Origin of the sequence: Kitasatospora sp. CM 4170, assembly GCF_032110285.1 — a bacterium.
In the GTDB taxonomy this organism is placed as follows: Bacteria; Actinomycetota; Actinomycetes; order Streptomycetales; family Streptomycetaceae; genus Kitasatospora; species Kitasatospora aburaviensis.
Map to the genome: position 1 here is coordinate 614,343 of NZ_CP134877.1, position 15,729 is coordinate 630,071.

At 74.8% G+C, this 15,729-nt stretch carries 14 protein-coding genes and 1 tRNA gene; 8 read left to right on the forward strand and 7 right to left on the reverse strand.

The window, feature by feature from the left end; translation table 11 throughout:
- The first annotated feature begins 13 nt into the window (after window positions 1-13).
- Complete coding sequence (locus RMN57_RS02735) at window positions 14-469, forward strand: MarR family transcriptional regulator (protein ID WP_313761727.1); 456 nt, start codon at window positions 14-16, stop codon at window positions 467-469.
- Window positions 470-587: 118 nt separating this feature from the next.
- On the opposite strand, the gene RMN57_RS02740 is transcribed toward RMN57_RS02735, so the two are convergent.
- Window positions 588-1,169: a hypothetical protein gene (locus RMN57_RS02740; RefSeq protein WP_313761728.1), complete on the reverse strand. Its 582-nt coding sequence runs from the start codon at window positions 1,167-1,169 to the stop codon at window positions 588-590.
- Between the two features lie 256 nt (window positions 1,170-1,425).
- Between RMN57_RS02740 and RMN57_RS02745 the strand changes: the two genes are divergently transcribed.
- From RMN57_RS02745 to RMN57_RS02760, 4 genes are all read left to right on the forward strand, one after another.
- Window positions 1,426-2,142, forward strand: coding sequence for a hypothetical protein (locus RMN57_RS02745; protein WP_313761729.1), 717 nt, complete (start codon window positions 1,426-1,428; stop codon window positions 2,140-2,142).
- A 122-nt stretch (window positions 2,143-2,264) separates the two neighbouring features.
- Entirely contained in the window at window positions 2,265-2,603 is a 339-nt protein-coding gene (locus RMN57_RS02750; protein ID WP_313761730.1) for a GNAT family N-acetyltransferase, read from the forward strand.
- Between the two features lie 280 nt (window positions 2,604-2,883).
- The gene (locus RMN57_RS02755) at window positions 2,884-3,324 is read left to right on the forward strand and encodes an Lrp/AsnC family transcriptional regulator (protein WP_313761731.1); all 441 of its coding nucleotides are present in this window, start codon (window positions 2,884-2,886) and stop codon (window positions 3,322-3,324) included.
- Between the two features lie 139 nt (window positions 3,325-3,463).
- The gene (locus RMN57_RS02760; RefSeq protein WP_313761732.1) at window positions 3,464-6,520 is read left to right on the forward strand and encodes an aminotransferase; all 3,057 of its coding nucleotides are present in this window, start codon (window positions 3,464-3,466) and stop codon (window positions 6,518-6,520) included.
- A gap of 79 nt (window positions 6,521-6,599) precedes the next feature.
- On the opposite strand, the gene RMN57_RS02765 is transcribed toward RMN57_RS02760, so the two are convergent.
- On the reverse strand, window positions 6,600-7,595 hold the full coding sequence (locus tag RMN57_RS02765; RefSeq protein WP_313761733.1) for an aldo/keto reductase: 996 nt from the start codon (window positions 7,593-7,595) through the stop codon (window positions 6,600-6,602).
- Window positions 7,596-8,026: 431 nt separating this feature from the next.
- Between RMN57_RS02765 and RMN57_RS02770 the strand changes: the two genes are divergently transcribed.
- Entirely contained in the window at window positions 8,027-8,767 is a 741-nt protein-coding gene (locus RMN57_RS02770; protein ID WP_313761734.1) for an RDD family protein, read from the forward strand.
- A gap of 333 nt (window positions 8,768-9,100) precedes the next feature.
- On the opposite strand, the gene RMN57_RS02775 is transcribed toward RMN57_RS02770, so the two are convergent.
- The 4 genes from RMN57_RS02775 to RMN57_RS02790 form a co-directional block, all read right to left on the reverse strand.
- Window positions 9,101-9,191: transfer RNA gene (locus RMN57_RS02775), tRNA-OTHER, on the reverse strand.
- 23 nt (window positions 9,192-9,214) lie between these two features.
- Window positions 9,215-9,946 carry a hypothetical protein gene (locus tag RMN57_RS02780; RefSeq protein ID WP_313761735.1) on the reverse strand — a complete coding sequence of 244 codons (732 nt, stop codon included), beginning with the start codon at window positions 9,944-9,946 and terminating at the stop codon, window positions 9,215-9,217.
- An 87-nt stretch (window positions 9,947-10,033) separates the two neighbouring features.
- Window positions 10,034-10,162, reverse strand: a complete 129-nt coding sequence (locus tag RMN57_RS02785; protein WP_313761736.1) for a hypothetical protein — start codon at window positions 10,160-10,162, stop codon at window positions 10,034-10,036.
- A 76-nt stretch (window positions 10,163-10,238) separates the two neighbouring features.
- Entirely contained in the window at window positions 10,239-11,240 is a 1,002-nt protein-coding gene (locus tag RMN57_RS02790) for an EamA family transporter (RefSeq protein WP_313761737.1), read from the reverse strand.
- Window positions 11,241-11,750: 510 nt separating this feature from the next.
- Here RMN57_RS02790 and RMN57_RS02795 point away from each other — a divergent pair.
- Both RMN57_RS02795 and RMN57_RS02800 read left to right on the forward strand, forming a co-directional pair.
- Complete coding sequence (locus RMN57_RS02795) at window positions 11,751-13,172, forward strand: DUF2252 domain-containing protein (RefSeq protein ID WP_313761738.1); 1,422 nt, start codon at window positions 11,751-11,753, stop codon at window positions 13,170-13,172.
- Window positions 13,173-13,476: 304 nt separating this feature from the next.
- Complete coding sequence (locus tag RMN57_RS02800) at window positions 13,477-14,214, forward strand: SDR family oxidoreductase (protein ID WP_313761739.1); 738 nt, start codon at window positions 13,477-13,479, stop codon at window positions 14,212-14,214.
- Window positions 14,215-14,297: 83 nt separating this feature from the next.
- Here RMN57_RS02800 and RMN57_RS02805 read toward each other — a convergent pair whose 3' ends face one another.
- Window positions 14,298-15,710, reverse strand: coding sequence for a diacylglycerol kinase family protein (locus RMN57_RS02805; protein WP_313761740.1), 1,413 nt, complete (start codon window positions 15,708-15,710; stop codon window positions 14,298-14,300).
- Window positions 15,711-15,729 lie beyond the last annotated feature (19 nt).

The window sequence follows — 15,729 nt, forward strand, 5'->3', positions numbered from 1 at the left end:
CTAATCTGGAGGGGTGGAGAACTCGACCGGACACGACATCGCCGAAGCACTGGGCCTGCTCCTGAGGCGCAGCACCCGCGCACACCTCTATACCCGGCTGACCGACGGGCTCGGGGAGGCGGTCGACGAGCTCACCTACCCCGTCCTCAGCGGCCTGGCCCGGACCGGGGCGTGCAGCGCGGCCGACCTCGGCCGCGAGATCGGGCTGGACCGCACCACGGTGACCCGCCGCGCCGACCGGCTGGAGCGGGCCGCCCTGCTCCAGCGCCAGCCCGACCCCGCCGACGGCCGCGCGACCCTGCTCGCACTCACCGAGGAGGGCCGCGGCGTCGTGTCGGCCACCAGGCAGCGGCTGGCCAACGGCATCGAGGCCTCGCTCGCCTCCTGGCCGCCGGAGGACGCCCGGGCCTTCGCCCGTCAGCTGCGCCGTTTCGTCGACGAGGGCCCCTTCGCCCCCGAGCGCGAGTAGCGCTCACCGGCCTCCCGCGCCGCGTGCGGGCCGGAGCGGCCGCCGCCATCACGAGCCTGCCGCGAAGCCCGTGTTCCACGAGCACGCCGGCCGTCGGCCGTCCCCGGGTGACACGGTGTCAGTGACCGCCCCTGGGGACGTCGCAGCCCGTGTGGTCGGGATAGCCGCCGAAGGGCTCCGCCTTGGTGACGGCCGTGTCCATCCTTCCCTCCAGGCAGAGCGGTGAGGCGTCGACGAGGAAGGAGATCCCGGTGGACCCGTTCTGGTACACCTGCACCTTCGCGGCGGCATAGCCGAGGGCCGTGAGCGCGTTGCGACTGCTCTCGGGGGTGAAGTCGCCGCGCTGACGGAGCGGTTCGAGCGCGCTCTTGATGCGCGCCGCGGCCGCGAGCCCGTCGCAGCGGTGCTGGCCGTGCAGTGGGAGGGGGACCTTGAATCCGTTGTTCTCGGCGTAGTGGTCGCCGAGTGCCGGGTTCGGAGCGGAGCCGGTGGAGGTGCGCGTCGGCGTCGGCGTGGGCGTCTCGCCCGGACACGGCGGGTCGAGCGGCGTACTCGGCGCCGCGGCCGCGGTACGCGCCGGCCCGCCCCCACCGGCGACCTCACCCGCCCGCTGCGTCCCGCACCCGGCCACCAGCACCGCGATCGCCGCCACCGCCGCCGGCACCCCGACCCGGATCCCCGCCCCCTTGATCATCTTCATGGCCGCATTCTCCCTTCCCGTTACGGCGGCTGTCATGAGTACGCCTACTCAGGCGGGGGCGGGCGCCGGCATCGCCTGCGCGGGGCGGCGGGGTGGTAGGACGTCGGCTACGCCGATCAGGTCGAGCACCGCGCGTCCGTCATGGGCCCGACCGGGACTCGGGCTATACCTGGTCCCGGACTGCGGGGCCGTGGCGTACCCCCGGCTCCCCGGTCCGCCCGGACCGAACCGCAACCCGGCAGCACGGAGGTCGATCATGGTGGACGGCAGTCACTGGAAGGCCGTCGGGCCGGCGGAGACCGGCTTCGAGACCGAGCCCGGGGCGTTCCCGCTGGGCGCCCGGTTCGGCGGCACCTCCGGAGGCGTGGTCGGCACCTGCGAGGGCGGCGGCGAAGGTGACGGTGTGAGGGGCACCGGGAACGGGACGGGCAACGCCGGCGTCTTCGGGGTCTCCACCACCGTCAACGGCAACGGCATCATCGCCGAGGCCCACAACGGCCAGAGTGCGTACGCCCTCTGGGCCCGCTCCAACAGCGGTTACGCCGGCCGCTTCGCCGGCAAGGTGCACGTGGAAGGGGACTTCCAGGTGACGGGCACCAAGGCCGCGGCCTTCCGGATGGACGACGGGACGCACCGTTTGTGGTACGCCGTGGAGGCCCCGGAGAGCTGGTTCGAGGACTTCGGCTTCGGTCGCCTCGTGGACGGCCGCGCCCAGGTCACGCTTCATCCGGACTTCGTCGCGGCCACCGCGGACGGCGCGTACCACGTCTTCCTGACGGAGTACGAGGCCGGCAGCGGCCTCTACGTGGCGGACCGGACCCCGACCGGCTTCGGCGTGCGCGCGGCCGTCGGCTCCGCCCGCAGCGAGTTCAGCTACCGCGTCGTCGCCCGGCGCGGGGACGTGCACCACGAGCGGTTCGGCGTCGTCCGCGGGGCGGACGACACGAAGAGCGGACCGCCCAAGGCCGGCTGACCCCCGGCGGACCCACGGGACCTTCGGTCGATGATCATCACGGCCGGGGCTCGGGCATGATGGGCGGCAGTACGCCGCTTTGTGCGCGAGCCCCGCGCCCCGAGACTTCCGGAAGGTCCACCATGACCCAGCCGTCCGCCACCCCCGTCGTCCAGCCCGCCGAGGAGCGCAACCGGTACGAGATCCTCGTCGACGGGAAGCTCGCCGGGTTCACCGAGTACCGCGACCACGGAACGCAGCGGGTGTTCTTCCACACCGTGGTCGACGAGGAGTACGCGGGCCGCGGTCTCGCCTCCGTGCTGGTCCGGGAGGCCCTGACCGACGTGCGTGCCACCGGCCGCCACCTCGTGCCGATCTGCCCGTACGTCGCCAAGTTCCTCACCAAGCACGACGACTTCACCGACATCACCGACCCGGTGACCCCCGAGGTCCGGCACTGGCTGAAGGCCGAGCTGGGCTGACACCGCTCGGACACGACGCGCTGTCCGGCGGCCGCCACCCCGTTCTCACCATTGCTCCTGCTGCGCGCGGCGGCCCGCGGAGGGCCTCGTTGTGCGCGGGGTCGCGATCGATTCGAGCGTTGAGCGTTGCGATCACGCTCGAATCGATCGTAGAGTCGAGCCAGGCCGAACCGGACCGCGTCGAAGGACTCGCCATGGACCGATCCCTCCCCCTGCTGTCGCCCGCCGCCGCGGCAGCCGCCCTCCGCCGCTCCGACCGGCCCGTGGGGCGGTGAGGGCCGTGGACGAGATCGACCGGGCGATCCTGCGCGAGCTCCAGGCCGACGGCCGCATCCCGTACGCCGACCTCGGGCCGAGGGTCGGACTGTCGCCCTCGGCCGCCCGGCAGCGGCTGCAGCGGCTGATCGACGCCAAGGTGGTCCAGGTCGTCGGGGTCACCGACCCGATGGCGATGGGAGGCCAGGCGATGGCGCTGCTCGGCGTCCGCGTCGACGGCGATCCGCGTGCGGTGGCCGATGCGCTCTCGCGCCACGGGGAGGTCGTCTACGCCGTGCTGACCTCGGGCACCTTCGACCTGTTCACCGAGGTCGTCTGCCCCAGCCCGGCCGAGCTGCTCGACTTCATCAACGACGTGGTACGCCCCGTCGAGGGCGTGACGGCCGTCGAGAACTTCCCCTACTTCGGGATCCACACGCACCGCTTCCTGTGGGACGTCGGCTGACGTCGGCTGACGGCCCCGCCCTCGTCCGCCCCACCCCGCCCCGCCACTGCCTCCGGCGTGCCGCCCCCACCGCACGCCGACCTGCCGCGCCTCCGCCCGCTGCCCGCCGCCGCGCCTGCCCCGGACAAGGACCCTCAGCATGTCCCACGAGCACCCCCACCCACACCCCGCCGGCGTCGACTTCTTCGCCCGCAAGGCCCTCCCGGCCCCGCGGATCGCCGAGGAGGACGCCCGCCGCATCGCCGCCGAGGCCTTCGGCCTCACCGTCCGCGCGGAGTCCCTCGGCAGCCAGCAGGACACCAACTTCCTCCTCCGCCACCAGGACGGCGGCGCTCCCGCGGCCGTGCTCAAGATCGCCAACCCGGCGTTCGGCCCCACCGAGATCGAGGCCCAGGACACCGCAGCCGACCTCATCGCCGCCGCCCACCCGGAGCTGCGGGTGGCGACCGTGCTGCGCGACCACGCCGGCGACCGCCGCGGCGTGACCGTCCCCACCACGGACGGTCGGGTCACCGCTCGGCTGCTGCGTTACCTGCCCGGCGGCGCCCTCTCGGGGCCGCACCACCTCCCTCCGCGCACGGTGGCGGCCATGGGCACCATCGCCGGACGGGTCAGCGCCGCACTGCGCGACTTCCGCCACCCCGGCCTGGACCGCGTGCTGCAGTGGGACCCGCAGCACGCGGACCGCGTGGTCGCAGACCTGGCGCACCACGTCGCCGAGCCGGAGCGGCGCGCCGCCGTCGAGGCCGCCACGGCCGCGGCCTGGGCGGAGCTCAGTGCGGTGGCCGACGCTCTGCCCCGCCAGGCAGTGCACCTCGACCTCACCGACGACAACCTCGTCCGCTCCCCCGACAGCCCGCTCGGTCTCCCCGACGGGATCATCGACTTCGGCGACCTCACGACCGGCTGGGCCGTGGCGGAACTGGCCGTCTGCCTCTCCTCCGTGCTGCGCCACCCCGGCGCGGAGCCGTACCACGTCCTGCCCGCGGTGCGTGCCTTCCACGCCGTCCGTCCGCTCTCCGCCGACGAGGCGGCGGCCCTGTGGCCGCTGGTCGTGCTCCGGGCCGCCGCACTCGTCGTCAGCGGGCGTCAGCAGGCGGCCGTCGACGCCGACAACGCCTACGCCGTCACGGCCCTGGAGGGTGAGTGGCGGATCTTCGAGCAGGCCGTCGCCGTGCCGTCCGCGGTGATGTCGGCCCTGATCTGCGACACCCTCGGCCTCCCCGTGCGGCCGGCGCCCTCGCTGCCGGTGGGCCGACCGGTCGTCGCCGGCCTGGCCCCCGCCGGCATCGCGCTGCTCGACCTGTCGACCGAGTCCGACGCGATGGACCACGGCGCCTGGCTGGAACCGGGCGCCGAGGACCGCCTCGCGGCCGCGCTGCTGGCACGCGGCAGCGCCGCCGTGGCCACCCGCTACGGCCAGCCCCGGCTCACCGCCGCCACCACACTGGCCGCCGAGTCGCCCGCCACCGTGGCCACCGGGATCGACCTCTGGCTCGGCGCGCCGGCCGAGCTGCGGGCGCCCCGCGACGGCGAGCTGGTCGCCGCCGCCCCGGGCCGTGTGGTCCTCACCTGCGGCCTCCACCTGCTCGACCTGTCCTGGACCGCCACGTCCCACGCCCCGGACACGGCCGGCTCCGCCACGCCCAACGCCCCCGCGACACCGGCCGCCCTCGCCACGCCCGCCGCCCCCGCCACGGCCGCGGGCTCTCCGCTGAACGCCGGCGACCTGCTGGCGTCGCTGCCGGCCGGCACCCGGCTCCGCCTCGCCCTCCGGCGCCGGCGCAGCCCCGAGGTGCCGGCCCTGGTCCGGCCCGAGTACGCGGCGGGGTGGCTCGCGCTGACCGCCGACCCCGCCGGGCTGCTCGGCCTGCCCGCCACCGGCGCCACCACCTCGCCCGCCGAGCTCCTCCAGCGGCGGGGCGCCTCGTTCGCCACCGTGCAGGAGCACTACTACGACGAGCCGCCGCGGATCGAGCGCGGCTGGCGGCACCACCTGGTGTCCACGGACGGCCGGGCCTACCTCGACATGGTCAACAACGTGACGCCCCTCGGCCACGCACACCCGCGCGTGGAGCGCGCCGTCGCCCGGCAGCTGCGACGGCTGAACACCAACTCGCGCTTCCACTACGCCTCGGTGGTGGAGTTCACCGAGCGCCTGGCCTCCCTCCTGCCCGCCCCGCTCGACACCGTGTTCCTGGTCAACTCGGGCTCCGAGGCGGTCGATCTGGCCCTCCGCCTGGCCATCGGCGCCACCGGCCACCACGACGTGGTCGCCCTGCACGAGGCCTACCACGGCTGGACGTACGCCTCCGACGCCGTCTCCACCTCGATCGCCGACAACCCCAACGCGCTGAGCAGCCGCCCGGGTTGGGTGCACACGGTCGACTCGCCGAACCCGTACCGGGGGCGGCTGCGCGGCGCGGACGCGGCCGGCTACGCGGCCGACGCCGTCCGGACCGTCGACGAGCTCGCCGCCTCCGGCCGCCCCGCCGGCGCCTTCGTCTCCGAGTCCTTCTACGGCAACGCCGGGGCGGTCGCGCTGCCCGACGGCTACCTCCGGCAGGTGTACGCGGCGGTGCGGCGCCACGGCGGCCTGGCGATCGCGGACGAGATCCAGGTCGGCTACGGCCGCCTGGGCGCCTGGTTCTGGGGTTTCGAGCAGCAGGACGTCGTCCCGGACATCGTCACGGTGGCCAAGGCGATGGGCAACGGGCACCCGCTCGGCGCCGTGATCACCTCGCGGGCCGTCGCCGACCGCTACCGCGACCAGGGCTACTTCTTCTCCTCCACCGGCGGCAGCCCGGTCTCCAGCGTCGCCGGGCTCACCGTCCTCGACGTCCTGCGCGACGAGGACCTCCAGGGCAACGCCGTCCGGGTCGGCGGCCACCTGCGGGACCGGCTGCGCGCCCTCGCGGACCGGCACGCCCTCGTCGGGGCGGTGCACGGCTCCGGCCTCTACCTCGGGGTGGAGCTCGTCCGCGACCGCGACACCCTCGAACCGGCCCCCGAGGAGACCGCGGAGCTCTGCGACCGGATGCTCGAACTCGGCGTCGTCGTCCAGCCCACCGGGGACCACCTGAACGTCCTGAAGATCAAGCCGCCGCTCTGCATCGACCGCCCGGCCGCCGACTTCTTCGCGGACGCGCTCGACCGGGCCCTCACCGAACTGACCCCGCACGGGCCCGGGCGCTGACGGCCGCCGGGGGTGTCCGGGCCGGGCCCGGACACCCCCGGCGCACCCCTGCCCCCGGTTCCGGGGACCGAACGTGCCGTCAGGCCCAGGGGAGGGAGGCGCGGGTGTGCCAGTAGGCCTCGGCGGGCTCGGCGAGCACGGAGAGGTCGTCGAGGTCGGCCGGGGTGAGGTCCAGCTCGGCGGCGGCGAGGTTGGAGGCGAGCTGCCCGGCGGTGGCGGCGCCGGAGAGCACGAGGTCCGCCCAGGGCTGGGCGGCCACCGCCGCCAGCGCGAGCGCGTCGCAGCTCGCGCCGGTCCGGGCGGCGAGTGCGCGCAGCGCGGCGGTGTCGGGACCGGTCGCGTTGCGGTCGGCGAGGCGGCCGTTGGCCATGCCCTCCTTGACCACCACCAGCCAGCCCGCCTCCGCGGCCGCGGCCAGGGCCGGCCCGGCGGACGGCTCCAGCAGGTTCCAGGTGGACTGCACCGCGGCGAACAGCGGCCGGCCGCCCACCGAGACCTCCAGTGCCGCGCGGACGGTGTCGGCCTGCGCCGGACCACTGGTCGAGAGCCCGACCCGGACGCCCTCGGCGGCCAGGCCGGCCAGCCGCTCGTGCAGGGCCGGGTCGGTCAGCGCCGGGCTGTCCGGGGTGACGGAGTGCACCAGGTAGATGTCCAGGTGTGTGCCGAGCAGCGCCCTGGTCTCCTTGATCTGGCGGTCGAACACCTCCGCCGTGTGCTCCTTGACCTCGTGCACGGGCACGCCGGAGGCCCGCCAGTCGGCGGTGTAGGTGTAGCCCCACTTGCTGCCGACGGTCACCTCGGTGGCGACCTCCGGCCGGGTGGCCAGCCACTCGCCGACGAACTCCTCCGCCCGGCCGTACGACCGCGCGGTGTCGAAGTAACGCACCCCCGCGGCGTAGGCCGCGTCGAGCAGGTCGTGGGTACGCCGGCGCAGCGCCTCGACGGTGCGCTCGGCCGGCAGGTCGACGTCGCGGCCGAGCGTGATGTAGCCGGGCCGGCCGACCGCGGCGGTGCCCAGTCCGAACCGGGTGAGCGGCGGCCGGGCGGTGGATCCGGTGGCAGGTGCGGCCGGCATGGCGAGGTCCCTTCGACGGTGCGGGGGCGGGTGCACGCGGAGCACCCGACCCTTCGCACCCTATCCAGCCGCCCCCGCCTCCGGCGGCGGCAGTCGCCCCTCCCCGCTCGGCCCCGACGGCCGCGCACCCGGCACCGGCCGAGCCGTCCTTTGCCGAGGCTTTAACTCTACAGTCCTGTAGATATAAGCTTCGGCCGGTGCAAGGTCAGCCCGACCAGGCCCTGGTGGTGTTCCGTCAGCCCGTGCGGTCGGGGGTCGGCGCCGCCGCGGCCGGGCGGACACCGCCCCCGGAGGCCGACCCGGGCGGCGCCCGACGCGCCGTCGGCCGACCGCCCGTCGACAGCGGGTCCGCCCCCGCATCGACCACCGGGAGCGCCACCCGGTAGAACGGGCGGCAACACCTCGTCCGCGACACGGAAGCAGCGCACACCATGAGCACCAGCGATCCCTCGGGATACGGCTACCCGAGCGGCCAGAACCCCTACGACCAGTCCGGCGGCCACGGTCAGCAGCCCCCGTACGGCCAGAACCCCGGTCAGAGCCCCTACGGCCAGGCCCCGTACGGCCAGCAGGCGCCGTACGGGCAGGCCCCCTACGGCCAGGCCCCCTACGGGCAGCAGGACCCGTACGGGCAGCAGCCGCAGGGCGGCTACGGCGCTCCCCCGCCGTTCGGCCAGCCGCCGTTCGGGCAGCCGCAGGGCGGGTGGCCGCACTGGCTGCCGCCGACCGGCGGCCCCTACGGCGGCGCGCCGATACCGGGCAGCCGACAGCTCGCACCGATCGGCGAGCGGCTGCTGGCCCGGCTGATCGACGTGGCCGTGCTGCTGATCCCGAACATCGTGCTCTTCCTGGCCGTCAAGAACTCCTTCCTGCTCTCCGTCGCCACGGCGCTGCTCGCCTTCGGCTACGAGGCCGTGATGCTGATCACCCAGGGCGGCCAGACGCTCGGCAAGAAGGCCCTGCGCCTGCGGGCCGTCGACCTCGGGCACGGCGGCAAGGCCGCCGAGGGCGGTTACCTGGCCCGCGCCGCCGTGTACAGCCTGCCCGGCGCGGTCTACTGCATCGGCTCGCTCTTCGCCCTGCTCAACGTCCTCTGGCCGCTGTGGGACAAGCCCCTCCAGCAGGCCCTGCACGACAAGGCCGCCAAGACGATCGTCGTCAAGGAGTCCTGACACGACGGGGCCGCGAGTGCCGGCCGGCCGTCGGCCACACTCGGGCCGGCGTGAACGTGACGGGGCCCGGGAGCGGTATCCAGCTCCCGGGCCCCTGAGGTGCCACCCAATTGCTCTGCACCGGCACGTTTAAGGCCGGGGGTCAATCTCACAACGTCGCGCTTTGCCGTTGAAGCTACCGCGCCATGGAGAGGCGCAGGCGGGAATCGAACCCGCATCCGACGTTCTCGGCCCCTGACCGGTCGATCCGGCGCTCGGCGGCGAATGCTGAGACTTGAGCGAGAGTCTGAGTTTCACGGGGTTGCCTCTGCCGTGTTGGGCCACCCCGGCGCGTGGTACCGGGGGGAGGACTCGAACCTCCACCTGTTCCCCGATGTCAGCTTCAACCTCAGTATCAGCTTGCGCTCTTCGCGCCACCCCCGGTCTCACCCGGGGGCGATCATGGGGCTACCCGAACAGGTAGCCGAACACCGCGTCGCCGACCCGGCGGTCGGTGACGTCCGCGCCGTTGGCCTCCTCGCGGGCGAACTGGACGGCCTGCTGGAGCTTCTCAACCCGCTCCAGGAGCTCGTTCACCCGCCGGGCCGGGAGGGCGCCGGAGAACTTCACCGTCGTCCAGTACCCGATCGCGACGTCCTCGTAGTACACCTCGACCTGCGCCGGGTGCTTCTCCGTCGCCTCGGCCTTCACGTGGTTGCGCGGGACCTTCTTGGTGCGGATGGTGCGCACCGCCTCGGTCTTCCAGGAGTCGGTTGAGGCGTCGTGGTTCCACGCCTCGGCGGCGTCCAGCACCGGCAGCTTCCGGACGAAGGTCCGCAGGTCCGTCAGCTGCTTCTCCAGGAACAGCAGGTAGGTGACCGGCGCGCCGGCGACCAGCGTCCGCCCGTCGACCACCACGTCCGCCCGGGCCTCGGTGTTGGCCCAGTCCTTGGTCGCGGTCACGTCGAACAGCCGGGTCAGCGTCGCGGCGGTGGAACGCAGCACGTCCTCGGCCTTCACCTGCACCCGGGTGGACTCGGGCGGCAGCTGCTCGCCCTCCTCGTCCTTGGGCTGGTACGTCCGGGAGATGCCGGCGAGCAACGCGGGCTTCTGCAGGTCCTGATGAGCCTGCGTCAGCTCCTGGAACGACTTCGACTTGACGCCCTTTTCGACGGCGATGATCTGGTTCAGCTTTGCCACGTCCCGGAAGCTATCAGCACCCCAGTTCGACCGTCACTCGAATTACGCACGGCCGGGAACGCGAACCCGATGCGGCCTTCGGGAGGATCATTCACTCACGTCGTCGGTTGCATCCGGGTGTCGCCCGAGGTCCGCGATCCTCGCGGCCCAGGAGTAGAAGGCGGCCTGCTCGCCGGGCGCGATCCGCAGGCGCTCCGGGATCCGGTCGGCGGTCACCGGCGAGTGCGACTTCGAGGTTCACCCGGCCATCCTGGCCCACCGCGGGCCAGGACGGAACAGGTGGTCCGACCCGTCAGCGCCGACGGCGGCGAGCCCCGGCGGGCAGGGCGAGGACGGCCAGCCCGGCGCCGAGCACGGCCAGTCCGCACCAGGACTCCACCGGCAGGCGCTCACCCAGCACGGCCACCCCGAGGACGGCCGCGACCGCCGGTTCGGCCAGGGTCAGCGTGGTGGCGGTCTGAGCGGTGGTGTGGCACAGCCCGTGCCCGAAGAGGCGGTAGGCGAGGAAGGTCGTCACCGCGGCCAGGTACCCCGCCACGGCGGCGCCGCGCGGTGAGACGAGCCAGCCCGCGTCGCCGGACAGCAGGACGGGCAGGACCAGCAGTGCCGCTCCGCCGAACAGCACGCCCATCACCGCGCCCGAGGGGTGACCGCGGGCGATCAGCCGGCCGCCGACCAGCGAGTACACCGCGTAGGAGAGGCCGGCCAGGGCCGCCAGGACGACGCCCCCGAGGTCGACGGGCATACCGCCGCCTCCCGCCAGGGGCCCCAGGACCAGCGCGGCGCAGCCGACGACGGCCGCGGCGGTGGCACATACCCAGTGGGCGGTCGGCCGGGCCTGCCCGGTCAGCCAGGCCAGCAGGCCGGTCAGGACGGGGGCACTGCCGAGCGCGATCACGGTGGCCACGGCGACGCCCGTGCGGGCCACGGCCGGGTAGAACGTCACCGGGTAACCGGCCACCGCCAGCGCCCCCAGCACGAGGAGTCGGCGTTCGGCGCCGGTGCACCGCTTCGGCAGCGTGCGGGACCCGGGTGCGGAGAGGAGGAGCAGCAGGCCGCCGAGGGCCAGGCCGGCCGCGCCGACGGCGGCCGCCGGGGCGCCGGACGGGGCCAGCGAGCCGACCGTCCCGGTGGTGCCCCACAGCACGGCGGCCGCGACCACCGCCGCCGGCCCGCCGAGGACGCGGCGGGTGCTCGGGCGGGTGGGGGACGTCCCGCCGGGGGCGGGGCGGGTGTTCGGGTGGGTGGGGGCGTCGGAGCAGGCGGGTGCCTGGGTGGGGGTGTGGTGGGACACAGGTGTGAACTTCCGTTGTCGAGACCGTCGGTGGGAGCTGGTTTCGCAACGGGCGCACGGCAGCGGTCCGGGCCGCCCGGGGAGGGGCGCCCAGGCCGGTCCGCCCGGGAAGGGGCGTCCGGAGTCGCGAGGGGCCGCCTCAAGGGGTCGGCCGGGCCCGCGGGTCGAGCCGTCGGCAGGTGCGCCCGCTCAGGCGCCGAGCGGTGGCAGGACGACGTGCCAGTAGGAGTTCACCCGACGAGCGTACCCGGCCGGGTCAAGGGACCGGGCGCCCGGCGTCACGGGGCCGAGTGCCCGGCCCGGTGGCCCGACCTGGTCGAAGGCCCGGTCGGGCAGCCCTGCGGCGGCCCCCCGCACCCCGGACCGGCCCGGCCCCGAACCGCCCCCGCCCCGGCAGGCCGGATCGGTCGGCCGCGGCGATGATCGGAGGATGGTGGCCGACCCCCGGGGCTTCCCGCCCGTCGGGGCTCCGTCGGCCCGGTCGGCCGGCAGTGACCAGGGAGGTCGTCGATGGGCCAGAACCAGCCTCGGTCGGTGGAGCACGCAACCCCCGCGGAGCGCGCGGCGTTCGGCCGTGCGGCGCGCCGGACGGCGCCCCGTTCCGCCCACGCCGAGTACCAACCCGGCCCGCAGCGGCCGGATCCGCTGGCGATCCTGGAGGCGCAGTCGGCCCGGCGGGTGCAGGAGCTGATCCCGATCCGCTACGGCCGGATGTCCGAGTCCCCGTTCCGCTTCTACCGGGGCGCGGCGGCGATCATGGCGTCCGACCTCGCGGGCAGCCCCGACTCCGGAATCCGGACGCAGCTCTGCGGCGACGCCCACATGCTGAACTTCCGGCTCCTGGCGTCACCGGAGCGCCAGCTGGTCTTCGACATCAACGACTTCGACGAGACCCTGCCCGGCCCCTGGGAGTGGGACGTGAAGCGGCTGGCGTCCAGCCTGGTGATCGCGGCCCGGGCGAACGGGTTCGAGGACGCGGAGCGCGCGGCCATCGTGGGGGCGACCGTCCGCTCGTACCGGGAGGCGATGCGCCGGTTCGCGGGCATGCACAACCTCGACGTCTGGTACACCCGGATGGACGCCGAGCGGCTGCGGGAGCTGGCGGAGGGACGGGTCTCCCGGCACGGGCTGCGCGGCCTCGACCAGGCCATGGCGAAAGCACGGACCCGGGACAGCCTGCAGGCCTTCGGCAAGCTCACCGAGGTGGTGGGCGATCAGGTGCGGATCGCCGCGGACCCCCCGCTGCTCGTCCCGCTCACCGACTTCCTGCCGACGTTGGAGCAGTCCGCGCTGATGACGCTCTTCCAGGGGCTGGTCGGGCGCTACGGCCACACCCTCTCCTCGGACCGCCGCCACCTGCTCTCCGGCTACCGGTTGGTGGACGTGGCCCGCAAGGTCGTCGGCGTCGGCAGCGTCGGCACCCGCTGCTGGATCTTCCTGCTGCTCGGCCGGGACGACGACGACCCGCTGTTCCTCCAGGCGAAGGAGGCCGACGAGTCCGTGCTCGCCGCGCACGTCGGCGCGAGCCAGTACCGGAACCAGGGCGAGCGGGTGGTGTCGGGTCAGCGGCTGATGCAGGCGACCAGCGACATCTTCCTCGGCTGGGAGCGGGTCGAGGGCATCGACGGCCGGACCCGGGACTTCTACGTGCGCCAGCTGCGCGACTGGAAGGGCATCGCGGTGGCTGAGGACATGGTGCCGCGCGGCATGGGGGCGTTCGGCGAGCTATGCGGCGCCACGCTGGCCCGGGCGCACGCGCGCTCCGGGGACCGGATCGCGATCGCCGCCTACCTCGGCAAGAGTGACGCTTTCGACCGGGCGCTGGTCCGGTTCGCGGAGTCCTACGCCGACCAGAACGAGCGGGACCACGCGGCCCTGCTGACGGCGATCCGTGCGGGCCGCCTGCCGGCCGCGGAGGCGGAGGGCGAGTAGGGGCCGGGGCAAGTAGGCGGCTGGGGCGAGGAGGCGGGGGCGCGAGGTCCGAGGGGCCGCGGGCGTGACGGTTCGCGGGGGTGCGCTCCGCGGGCGTGACGGTGCGCGGGCGTGCAGTGTCCGAGCCCGCGGCGTCCGGGCGACCCGCGTCCCCGTCGCCACGGGCGGCCCCGAGGCGCCGTCCAACGCTGCCCCGCTTGCTAACCGGGGGCACCTCCACTTAGCCTGAGCCAAGTGGGGGCGCCCCCGGTTTCGCTGTAGACAAGGCGCTGAACTGCGCCTACCCCGGAAAGGGAAGCTGATCATGTCAGGTATCGAGGGCAAGGTCGTCGCGATCACGGGCGCCAGCAGCGGCATCGGAGCGGCCACGGCGACCCACCTCGCCGAACGCGGGGCCCGCCTGGTGCTCGGGGCCCGGCGGGAGGACCGGCTGAACGAGGTGGTGGACCGGATCACGGAGCAGGGCGGCTCGGCCGTCGGGGTCGTCGTCGACGTCACGCGCCGCGACGACCTCAAGCGCCTGACGGACACGGCGCTCGACCACTTCGGCCGACTCGACGTCCTGGTCTCCAACGCCGGCACCATGGCCATCTCGCCGTTCGACGAACTGCGCCAGGACGACTGGGACGCCATGGTCGCCACCCACATCACCGGCCTGCTGAACGGCATCGGGGCCGCGCTGCCCGTCTTCCGGCGGCAGCGCTCCGGCCAGTTCGTCAACGTCGGCTCCACGGCGGCCTACGTCGTGAAGCCTCCTCAGGCCGTCTACGCGGCCACCAAGACGGCGGTGAAGGTGCTGACCGAGGGCCTGCGGCAGGAGTCGGGGCCCGACCTGCGGGTCACCCTGGTCTCGCCGGGGTTCACCCACACGGAGGGCGTGGGCAAGGGAGGCAGTCCGGAGGCGGCGGCCGCCGCCGTCCGGCAGCGCGACGAGATCGCCATGCCCCCCTCCGCCATCGCCTCCGCCATCGGTTATGCGATCGAACAGCCCGACGGCGTCGACGTCAGCGAGATCGTCGTCCGGCCCACCGTGCAGGCCTGACACGGCGCGCGCGATGCCGCTGTCGCCGGGCCGCTCCACACCCGGTCAGCCGTTCCGTGTCCGGCCGGCCGTTCCGCATCCGGTCAGCCGTTCCGTGTCCGGCCGGCCGGGGGTGGCTCGTCGGTCGGGGACGTCCCGTCGGCCGGGGGTGGCTCGTCGGCCGCGGGCGTCTGACCGGTCGGCAGCGGGCGGCCGAGGGCCAGCGCCACGACCCAGCGCCAGTCGGGGCGCTCACGTACGACCGGCACGCCCGGCCGGTCCCGCGGGACCAGCACCCGCAGCGCGCCGGGCCGGATCTCGCAGTCGACCGGGGCGGGCAGCGACAGCGCCTCGCCGTCGACCGCCACCGGGATGGTCGGGCGGTCCGCCCGGACGGTCACCCGGCGGGCCGTGAGGACGTCGAGCCCGGCCGCCCTGGTACCGCGCAGCGCGACCTCCGCCGCCTGGGCGGCGCTCTCCACCCGGATGCCGACCACACCGAGGGTGCCGAGGTCCAGCCGGGGCCGGCGGGCGCCGCCGAGCGGCTGCGGTCCGGCGTACGGGTTGTTGCTGACCAGCACCGCCTGCGGGGCCGCCAGCCGGGCGTCGTCGGCCCGGACGTCCAGCCGGGCCCCGGAGTAGCCGAGCAGCAGGTCGGGCATCGCGTCGAGCGCGGTACCGGCCTTGGCATCGCGGTACTCGGGGCTCTGCACGACCTGCGCGTACACCCCGAAGGAGACGGTGTTGACGAAGGGCCGGCCGCTCACCCGGCCCAGGTCGACCCGCAGTTCCTCGCCGTCGGTGAGCGCGGCCAAGGTGCGGGAGGGGTCGGCGCGGTCCAGGCCGAGATCCATCGCGAAGTGGTTCCGGGTCCCCGCGGGGAGGACCAGGAACGGCAGCCCGTGCTCGGCCGCGACCTCCGCCACCAGGGCCTGGGTGCCGTCGCCGCCGGCCACCCCGAGCAGGTCGGCCCCCTGCGCCACCGCCTGACGGGCGAGTTCGGTGACGTCCTGTCGGACGCCCCCGGCGGTGTCCAGCAGGATCACCCGGGCGCCGAGCGCCTCGGCCCGCTCGGCGAGTCGGAAGCGGCCGACCTTGCCGCCCCCCGAACGCGGGTTCATGATCAGGACCGGCCGGTCCGGCCGCCGGCTGCGGATGGCACGCATCGGGCGCGGCGGCCGGACCTGGCGCACCGCCCAGCGCGCGCACGCTCCCCCGGCGGTCCAGAGCACCAGGGCAGCCAGCGCCTCCGTCCAGAGCCCCACCGCGGTGCAGGCCGCCAGCACGGCGGCCGGGCCGCACACCGCCAGCAGCACGCCCAGGGTGCGGACCGTCCCGCGGCGCGACACCGCGAGCCAGAGCCCGGCCGCCGCACCGGCCAGCCCGACCACACCGACCAGCACCACCAGGAGCGCGCTCGCGCCCGAGGCGGCGGCCAGCACCGTGAACGAGCCCGCGACCGCGACGAGAGCCAGCCAGGCCAGCACCCGAGCGCGGGAATACCCCGACGACACCATCTGCGACTCCTTCCTCCTC